Annotated in this window: 5 protein-coding genes and 2 pseudogenes; 4 read left to right on the top strand and 3 right to left on the bottom strand. The window is 40.0% G+C overall.

Annotated elements, in window-relative coordinates; all coding sequences use genetic code 11:
- A partial coding sequence (locus HMPREF2983_RS11915; protein WP_246829409.1) for a hypothetical protein occupies nucleotides 1-307 on the top strand: 307 nt, incomplete at its 5' end.
- Between the two features lie 108 nt (nucleotides 308-415).
- Here HMPREF2983_RS11915 and HMPREF2983_RS11920 read toward each other — a convergent pair.
- Entirely contained in the window at nucleotides 416-1,030 is a 615-nt protein-coding gene (locus tag HMPREF2983_RS11920) for a hypothetical protein (RefSeq protein ID WP_004345460.1), read from the bottom strand.
- Between the two features lie 132 nt (nucleotides 1,031-1,162).
- Here HMPREF2983_RS11920 and HMPREF2983_RS11930 point away from each other — a divergent pair, with 132 nt between their 5' ends.
- Entirely contained in the window at nucleotides 1,163-1,471 is a 309-nt protein-coding gene (locus HMPREF2983_RS11930; protein WP_070668716.1) for a hypothetical protein, read from the top strand.
- A gap of 137 nt (nucleotides 1,472-1,608) precedes the next feature.
- On the opposite strand, the gene HMPREF2983_RS11935 is transcribed toward HMPREF2983_RS11930, so the two are convergent.
- The gene (locus HMPREF2983_RS11935) at nucleotides 1,609-2,196 is read right to left on the bottom strand and encodes an SMI1/KNR4 family protein (RefSeq protein WP_070668719.1); all 588 of its coding nucleotides are present in this window, start codon (nucleotides 2,194-2,196) and stop codon (nucleotides 1,609-1,611) included.
- 133 nt (nucleotides 2,197-2,329) lie between these two features.
- Here HMPREF2983_RS11935 and HMPREF2983_RS11940 point away from each other — a divergent pair.
- Nucleotides 2,330-2,545, top strand: a pseudogene (locus tag HMPREF2983_RS11940) (IS1380 family transposase); the annotation flags it as partial.
- 389 nt (nucleotides 2,546-2,934) lie between these two features.
- Nucleotides 2,935-3,162 (top strand): annotated as a pseudogene (locus HMPREF2983_RS14355) (hypothetical protein).
- Here HMPREF2983_RS14355 and HMPREF2983_RS11945 read toward each other — a convergent pair.
- Entirely contained in the window at nucleotides 3,104-4,393 is a 1,290-nt protein-coding gene (locus tag HMPREF2983_RS11945) for a hypothetical protein (protein WP_070668722.1), read from the bottom strand. The pseudogene HMPREF2983_RS14355 and the gene HMPREF2983_RS11945 sit on opposite strands and share 59 nt — an antisense overlap.
- Nucleotides 4,394-4,442: the final 49 nt, after the last annotated feature.

Consider the following 4,442-nt stretch of genomic DNA (forward strand, 5'->3'; position numbering starts at 1 on the left):
GAACTCCAAGTGTCTGAGAAACAAAGTTCTCAAAGCACTTGGATATGTCAGAATTTTTACCTATCTTGGTGCTGCAAACATAATAAGTAAGCAAGAAACTGACATGGCAAAGGTAGCTATTAAAAACGAGAATATCACTTCTTTTAGTGGAATTTATCATATTATGGACGTTTTCTCAAAGTTGGGCTTTGAAAAACTTACCGAATCTGTATTGGGCAAACGTGGAAGTAGCGGCAAAGCATTCTGTTATGGAAGTATTTTTGTGGTTTTTCATACTTTCCCATTGGTTTGGGTCTTTTATGCTTAGAAAAGACCCAAGAAACACCGAAGCACCTCATATCAACATATAGAGCCCCAAAAAGACATCTCAACATATAAAATTTTTTCACAAGAAAAAATGCTGCGGAATTAAGGATTATCTTAAACTCGCATATGTTATTCTAATCTCATTTTTTTCTTTCCCCAAAGTTGTTATATATATAATTCTACCATAATTATCATATTTGTACTGACATCTGTAAATAACGGTCTCGTCAGAAAAATCTGGCATGTATTCATATCGGAACTCTTTAAGTAAACCTTTTTCTATAACTATTGTGAGCGTTAAAACATAATCGACTCTTGCATTAATATATGTGTAATATTTGTTGATTTTTAATATATTAATTGTTTTACAATCGCCTTTTGTTTGAATAAAAGATTGAATTTCCGACTTATCATAATTGGATAATATATCAGAGATAATACAAAGGTCTTCGAAAATAACCTCTGGATATTTTATAATCACCCCCCACGATTCCAAGTATTTTAATTGTTCGAAAAAGATATTTTGCATATCTTTCTCGACTTTTGAGAGCCTTATAGGTTTCTTTTTCTTGCTTTTATAGACAGCTTCTTTCTTTCCATTTATATATAGACTCTTGGAAATATACCCAGATTCATACGATAAGGTAACATCCACCTGATGATCTTCCGCTACTTTACTGTTAAGAGGAAAATATAATAATAAAAGAAGTAAAAACACTTTCATCCTTAATTCCGCAGCATAAATTCTTGTGAGAACTCCAAGTGCCTGAGAAACAAAGTTCTCAAAACACTTGGATATGTCAGAAATTTCACCTATCTTGGTGCTGCAAACATAACAAGTAAGCAAAAAACTGACATGACAAAGGTAGCAATTAAAAACGAGAAGATCACTTCTTTCGGTGGAATTTGTCACATTATGGACGTTTTCTCAAAGTTGGGCTTTGAAAAACTTACCGAATCTGTATTGGGCAAACGTGGAAGTAGCGGCAAAGCATTCTGTTATGGAAGTATTTTTTGTGGTTATCATACTTCCCCATTGGTTTGGGGATTTTATGCTTATGCAAGAACCAAGAACCCCAGAAAATTCCCATATCAATGGATGAATCCCAAAAATGTCACTTCAATATATAAAAGTACCTCACAAGGAATAATGCTGCGGAATTGAGGTTATACACTCTAATAACGTTTCCGATTCGGATTTATTGTATACCCGTTGTTAATACCCTTATAAGAGTGTTCGTCAATACCCTTATATGGGTGTTCACTGATACCCTTATATGACTAATATCACGAGGCTTTATATTACCTTTTAATTGGGGTGATATAAAGGTCTTCATCTATTTTTCTTCCCCTCTCATCAAACAGTGAGTATATCCTCTTTAACTCTGATATAAGCATTTGCTCGAACGTTTCCCATTGGAATAGGGAGGTTGCATCGTCTCTATCACAATAGTGCACGGTGCTTGTTCTTTTATCTATATAAAGATAAGAACCGTCCCAGTCATAACCGCCTATAAAGAAATGGTCGTCTGTGGCATTTCGAGGTCTTTCTTGAATGTTTGCCGTAATAATCGAAAACGGTTGGCGGCTTTCATCAGTGCTTCTTTTATAGTTTCTTCTTAACCCGTCTAAACAAAAGGTTCCAACCAATATGTCTAACCCATTGCTTACATCTAACAAGAATTTTTTATAATCGATGGGAATTTCCATGCCCAATTCTTTCTCCAATGCTTGGACATCGTTCTTACTTAGCGGAGGATACAGGGTGTTTAGCCAAGCCTCGGGGGCTATATGGGGCGCTTTTCCTATAAGGATTGCACCAGTGGATTGGGATTCTTCAATACCCTGGTTCTGAAATCTATAAATTAAATCCCTATATGTTTTATTCATACCTTAATTCCGCAGCATAAATTCTTGTAAGAACTCCAAGTGCCTGAGAAACAAAGTTCTCAAAACACTTGGATATGTCAGAAATTTCACCTATCTTGGTGCTGCAAACATAACAAGTAAGCAAAAAACTGACATGACAAAGGTAGCAATTAAAAACGAGAATATCACTTCTTTCGGTGGAATTTATCATATTATGGACGTTTTCTCAAAGTTGGGCTTTGAAAAACTTACCGAATCTGTATTGGGCAAACGTGGAAGTAGCGGCAAAGCATTCTGTTATGGAAGTATTTTTGACTCTCTCTTCTTCAGTTACCTTTGTGGTGGAAAAAGTTTGGATAACTCACTTATTTTCTCTATTTTTGCTTCCATAACAGTTTGTTTTTTGTCTTTAAAATCAGTTGTTTGCGATTACTAATTTACAAAGAAAATTCGACAGACTGTTATTTTTCTATCTATTTATTTGGGTGGGAAACTTTAGAAGCTAATAATACGCACGTAAAGAATAGAATCATCTCAGTCCAATTACGTTGTGAACGCCCAGACAAAAGGGTTGAAGATTCATTAGCCTTATCTATTCTACCATTAGATTTTCTTATGTGTAATGAGAAAAGAGTGCTCACTGATTCGCTGAGAATAGTGTTGAAGAAAGCAAAGCGGAAATAGTTCTTTTGTAACTCAGTCTGGCTTATTGTGTAATAGATTCAGATTATCACTCCCTATTGCTGAAGAGCTCAACTTATGGGAATGATATTGCGTATTGCCTCAAGTTACATTGTGGGGTAAGGGGATATTGTAGGCAAAAGTGGGTGCTTCAAGTTCAAGTCATCTGCAAATTCAGTAATGAGAGGATGTGTACACGCAAGAAGGACGTTGAAAGGCTTAGTTGCGGATTTGAGGCTATACTATATTAAAGTTTCATCTTCACCCCTATCTCTGCCACCTTCGCAGCATCATAATCGGCCTTGATGCGAGCATAATCTCTGTCGCCATACGAGCTTGGAACAAGATAATAGAATGGCTCTCCATACTGCTCCAGCACCACATCGATATATAATATCTCTCCTGTCAGCAGGCGCATCATGGGCAGATGGTCGTATCTGAAGCGTACCTCCATCACTCGACAGTTATACTGACGTGCCTCCTCCAAATGATCAAACATGCTCAGATCCGTCGTAAAGTAGGCCTCGTCAATACCGCAAAACAAGTGGAATTTGCCCGCAATCAGGGTGAAGACTACGCCTTTGAACTTATAGTTTTTATACGCCATGTAAGAACCATGATACGCAAAAGGCAGGTGGGCGTAAGAGGAAAGTGCCTTTAAGTACTCCGCCTCGCTGATGCGTTGGCAGTCTTGAAAAGTATCGTACAGTCGTGCCACAGCCATCGCCTCATCTTCATGGTACACACTTCTTGCCACACCCTCTTCTTCTCTGAAATCGTGCACCACCTGTCCACCTCTAAGATAGGCATATTCTGGCCAATCATAGCCGTGAATGAGCAAATACGAGTCCAACAGATGCAGATCCCGACGTATGATAATCTCGTGAAGTATATCTTGCATGGGCTTCAACGCTTTCACGGCCTGGGCTACCGGCCCGCAAGCCTCTATCTTGAGCATCAGGCTGCTCTCTGACAACGCATGCGCCGTCTCAAAACCATAGTCTTGCCACAGACACCTCCACACCTCTGCAAGCCTTCTCTCTATCTCTTCCTGCTCCGTCTGCCAGTTGCTGCGACGCAGCGGAATCACCACCGAGAAGCGCATCTGCTCTCCGCTTCCCGTGAGCAATCCTACCTCCGTCAGCTCATAGGCGTACACCATCGAGTCTTCAAAAGCAAGCACTCTATTCTGCCCTGCGGCAATCTCCTGATGCGTCAGTGCCTCTATGGCTGTGGCAAAATTGTCTTCCCGTTCGATGCGATAGCTCTTGGACGGTGCTTCCTCGCTCGCTGGCAATGCATCCGTACCGTCCTCCGCCTTATCTGCCGACGTATCCATTTCCAGCACGTCACGCTTCTCGGCCCGCTTCTTGGTGTAATGCTCTGCCCAGATGATCGCCCCGCCGATGAGCAGACCAATCACTGTCGGCCCCTTACCGCCAACGGCAACGCCCCCTAAGACCAATGCTCCGATTGCCGTCAAGACAATAGCAATGAGCAGCCATTGAAATATAGAGTTGATAAAATGATGGTTCATATATGGTTTACCTTACCTTAATTCCGCAGCATAAATTCTTGTGAGAACT

This window comes from Prevotella sp. HMSC077E09, from assembly GCF_001814685.1.
In the GTDB taxonomy this organism is placed as follows: Bacteria; Bacteroidota; Bacteroidia; order Bacteroidales; family Bacteroidaceae; genus Prevotella; species Prevotella oris.

Excerpts from the sequence above, each read along its gene's own strand:
- HMPREF2983_RS11935 (WP_070668719.1), bottom strand. The coding sequence starts at position 2,196 with ATGAATAAAACATATAGGGATTTAATTTATAGATTTCAGAACCAGGGT.
- HMPREF2983_RS11920 (WP_004345460.1), bottom strand. The coding sequence starts at position 1,030 with ATGAAAGTGTTTTTACTTCTTTTATTATTATATTTTCCTCTTAACAGT.
- HMPREF2983_RS11945 (WP_070668722.1), bottom strand. The coding sequence starts at position 4,393 with ATGAACCATCATTTTATCAACTCTATATTTCAATGGCTGCTCATTGCT.
- HMPREF2983_RS11930 (WP_070668716.1), top strand. The coding sequence starts at position 1,163 with ATGACAAAGGTAGCAATTAAAAACGAGAAGATCACTTCTTTCGGTGGA.